The organism is Tenebrionibacter intestinalis (genome assembly GCF_016632365.1).
GTDB lineage: Bacteria > Pseudomonadota > Gammaproteobacteria > Enterobacterales > Enterobacteriaceae > Tenebrionibacter > Tenebrionibacter intestinalis.
On sequence record NZ_JAEPBH010000086.1, the window covers coordinates 1 to 3550 of the forward strand.

General features: G+C 54.2%; 1 rRNA gene. It reads right to left on the reverse strand.

The features are described from left to right. Positions 1-78: 78 nt before the first annotated feature. Positions 79-3301: ribosomal RNA gene (locus JJB97_RS17495) — 23S ribosomal RNA — on the reverse strand. Between the last annotated feature and the right edge of the window lie 249 nt (positions 3302-3550).

The following is a 3550-nucleotide window of genomic DNA, read 5'->3' on the forward strand; positions in this document are numbered from 1 at the left end:
GCGCGAAATCCTTCGGACTTTATCTCCGCGAACAAAGCTGAAAATCGTCTCTCATCGCCAAAACATCTTCGGCGTTGTAAGGTTAAGCCTCACGGGTCATTAGTACCGGTTAGCTCAACGCATCGCTGCGCTTACACACCCGGCCTATCAACGTCGTCGTCTTCAACGTCCCTTCAGGAGACTCAAAGCCTCAGGGAGAACTCATCTCGGGGCAAGTTTCGTGCTTAGATGCTTTCAGCACTTATCTCTTCCGCATGTAGCTACCGGGCAGTGCCATTGGCATGACAACCCGAACACCAGTGATGCGTCCACTCCGGTCCTCTCGTACTAGGAGCAGCCCCCCTCAGTTCTCCAGCGCCCACGGCAGATAGGGACCGAACTGTCTCACGACGTTCTAAACCCAGCTCGCGTACCACTTTAAATGGCGAACAGCCATACCCTTGGGACCTACTTCAGCCCCAGGATGTGATGAGCCGACATCGAGGTGCCAAACACCGCCGTCGATATGAACTCTTGGGCGGTATCAGCCTGTTATCCCCGGAGTACCTTTTATCCGTTGAGCGATGGCCCTTCCATTCAGAACCACCGGATCACTATGACCTGCTTTCGCACCTGCTCGCGCCGTCACGCTCGCAGTCAAGCTGGCTTATGCCATTGCACTAACCTCCTGATGTCCGACCAGGATTAGCCAACCTTCGTGCTCCTCCGTTACTCTTTGGGAGGAGACCGCCCCAGTCAAACTACCCACCAGACACTGTCCCCGACCCGGATTACGGGTCTGGGTTAGAACACCAGCCATTAAAGGGTGGTATTTCAAGGACGGCTCCACGTGTACTGGCGTCCACGCTTCAAAGCCTCCCACCTATCCTACACATCAAGGACCAGTGTTCAGTGTCAAGCTATAGTAAAGGTTCACGGGGTCTTTCCGTCTTGCCGCGGGTACACTGCATCTTCACAGCGAGTTCAATTTCACTGAGTCCCGGGTGGAGACAGCCTGGCCATCATTACGCCATTCGTGCAGGTCGGAACTTACCCGACAAGGAATTTCGCTACCTTAGGACCGTTATAGTTACGGCCGCCGTTTACCGGGGCTTCGATCAGGAGCTTCTGGTTACCCATAACCCCATCAATTAACCTTCCGGCACCGGGCAGGCGTCACACCGTATACGTCCACTTTCGTGTTTGCACAGTGCTGTGTTTTTAATAAACAGTTGCAGCCAGCTGGTATCTTCGACTGACTTCGGCTCCGCCCGCAGGGGCTTCACCTACGCATCAGCGTGCCTTCTCCCGAAGTTACGGCACCATTTTGCCTAGTTCCTTCACCCGGGTTCTCTCAAGCGCCTTGGTATTCTCTACCTGACCACCTGTGTCGGTTTCGGGTACGATTCGTTGTTACCTGAAGCTTAGAGGCTTTTCCTGGAAGCAGGGCATCTGTCACTTCAGCACCGTGGTGCCTCGTCGTCACGCCTCAGTGTTATGAATGACCGGATTTACCTGGCCATTCCACCTACACGCTTAAACCGGGACGACCGTCGCCCGGATGACATAGCCTTCTCCGTCCCCCCATCGCAGTAACACCGAGTACGGGAATATTAACCCGTTTCCCATCGACTACGCCTTTCGGCCTCGCCTTAGGGGTCGACTCACCCTGCCCCGATTAACGTTGGACAGGAACCCTTGGTCTTCCGGCGGAGGAGTTTTTCACTCCTCTTATCGTTACTTATGTCAGCATTCGCACTTCTGATACCTCCAGCATGCCTCACAGCACACCTTCAACGGCTTACAGAACGCTCCCCTACCCAACGGACGTATCCTTAAACCGACTCGACTTTGTATACGCTCTGACGTCGCTTCGCTCCGTCAATCGTCAGTCGCTGAATCGCTTTAAGTGATACGTCCGCTGCCGCAGCTTCGGTGCATGGTTTAGCCCCGTTACATCTTCCGCGCAGGCCGACTCGNTCACGTCCGCTGCCGCAGCTTCGGTGCATGGTTTAGCCCCGTTACATCTTCCGCGCAGGCCGACTCGACCAGTGAGCTATTACGCTTTCTTTAAATGATGGCTGCTTCTAAGCCAACATCCTGGCTGTCTGGGCCTTCCCACATCGTTTCCCACTTAACCATGACTTTGGGACCTTAGCTGGCGGTCTGGGTTGTTTCCCTCTTCACGACGGACGTTAGCACCCGCCGTGTGTCTCCCGTGATTACATTCTTCGGTATTCGCAGTTTGCATCGGATTGGTAAGCCGGGATGGCCCCCTGGCCGAAACAGTGCTCTACCCCCGAAGATGAGTTCACGAGGCGCTACCTAAATAGCTTTCGGGGAGAACCAGCTATCTCCCGGTTTGATTGGCCTTTCACCCCCAGCCACAGGTCATCCGCTAATTTTTCAACATTAGTCGGTTCGGTCCTCCAGTTAGTGTTACCCAACCTTCAACCTGCCCATGGCTAGATCACCGGGTTTCGGGTCTATACCCTGCAACTGAGCGCCCGGTTAAGACTCGGTTTCCCTTCGGCTCCCCTATTCGGTTAACCTTGCTACAGAATATAAGTCGCTGACCCATTATACAAAAGGTACGCAGTCACCCCACCACTAAACCCCCTCTGCTTCTTTCGGGGTTAAACGTCGCTTGCGCTCCGTTAACCGCGCCATCAGCAAAGGANGCCCCCTCTGCTTCTTTCGGGGTTACACGTCGCTTGCGCTCCGTTAACCACGCCATCAGCAAAGGATGCAGATATGGTTTCACCACTGGCTTAGTGGTGGGGCTCCCACTGCTTGTACGTACACGGTTTCAGGTTCTTTTTCACTCCCCTCGCCGGGGTTCTTTTCGCCTTTCCCTCACGGTACTGGTTCACTATCGGTCAGTCAGGAGTATTTAGCCTTGGAGGATGGTCCCCCCCTATTCAGACAGGATAACACGTGTCCCGCCCTACTCATCGAGCTCACAGCGCATGCATCTTCGTGTACGGGGCTGTCACCCTGTATCGCCGGTCTTTCCAGACCGTTCCACTGACGCCTGCGCTGATTCAGACTCTGGGCTCCTCCCCGTTCGCTCGCCGCTACTGGGGGAATCTCGGTTGATTTCTTTTCCTCGGGGTACTTAGATGTTTCAGTTCCCCCGGTTCGCCTCATTAACCTATGGATTCAGTTAATGATAGTGTGACGGATCACACTGGGTTTCCCCATTCGGACATCGCCGGCTGTAACGGTTCATATCACCTTACCGACGCTTTTCGCAGATTAGCACGTCCTTCATCGCCTCTGACTGCCAGGGCATCCACCGTGTACGCTTATTCGCTTAACCTCACAACCCGAAGATGTTTCCTGATGCCCGGCTTGTTGCGCATCGTGAATGCTGCGTTGTTCCGTGCTCGCGATGCTCATGGACAATAAGTCCACTGCGCTCGCTGTGCGCGGTACGCCTTGCCTTCACTTTGCTCACATCGCCTGCATACTGTTTTCTCTTTCTGTTGTGAGCTTGAGAGACCCATATAAACGGGTAAACCGTCTATGGATTTTCAATTTTCAGCTTGTTCCGGATTGTTAAAGAGCA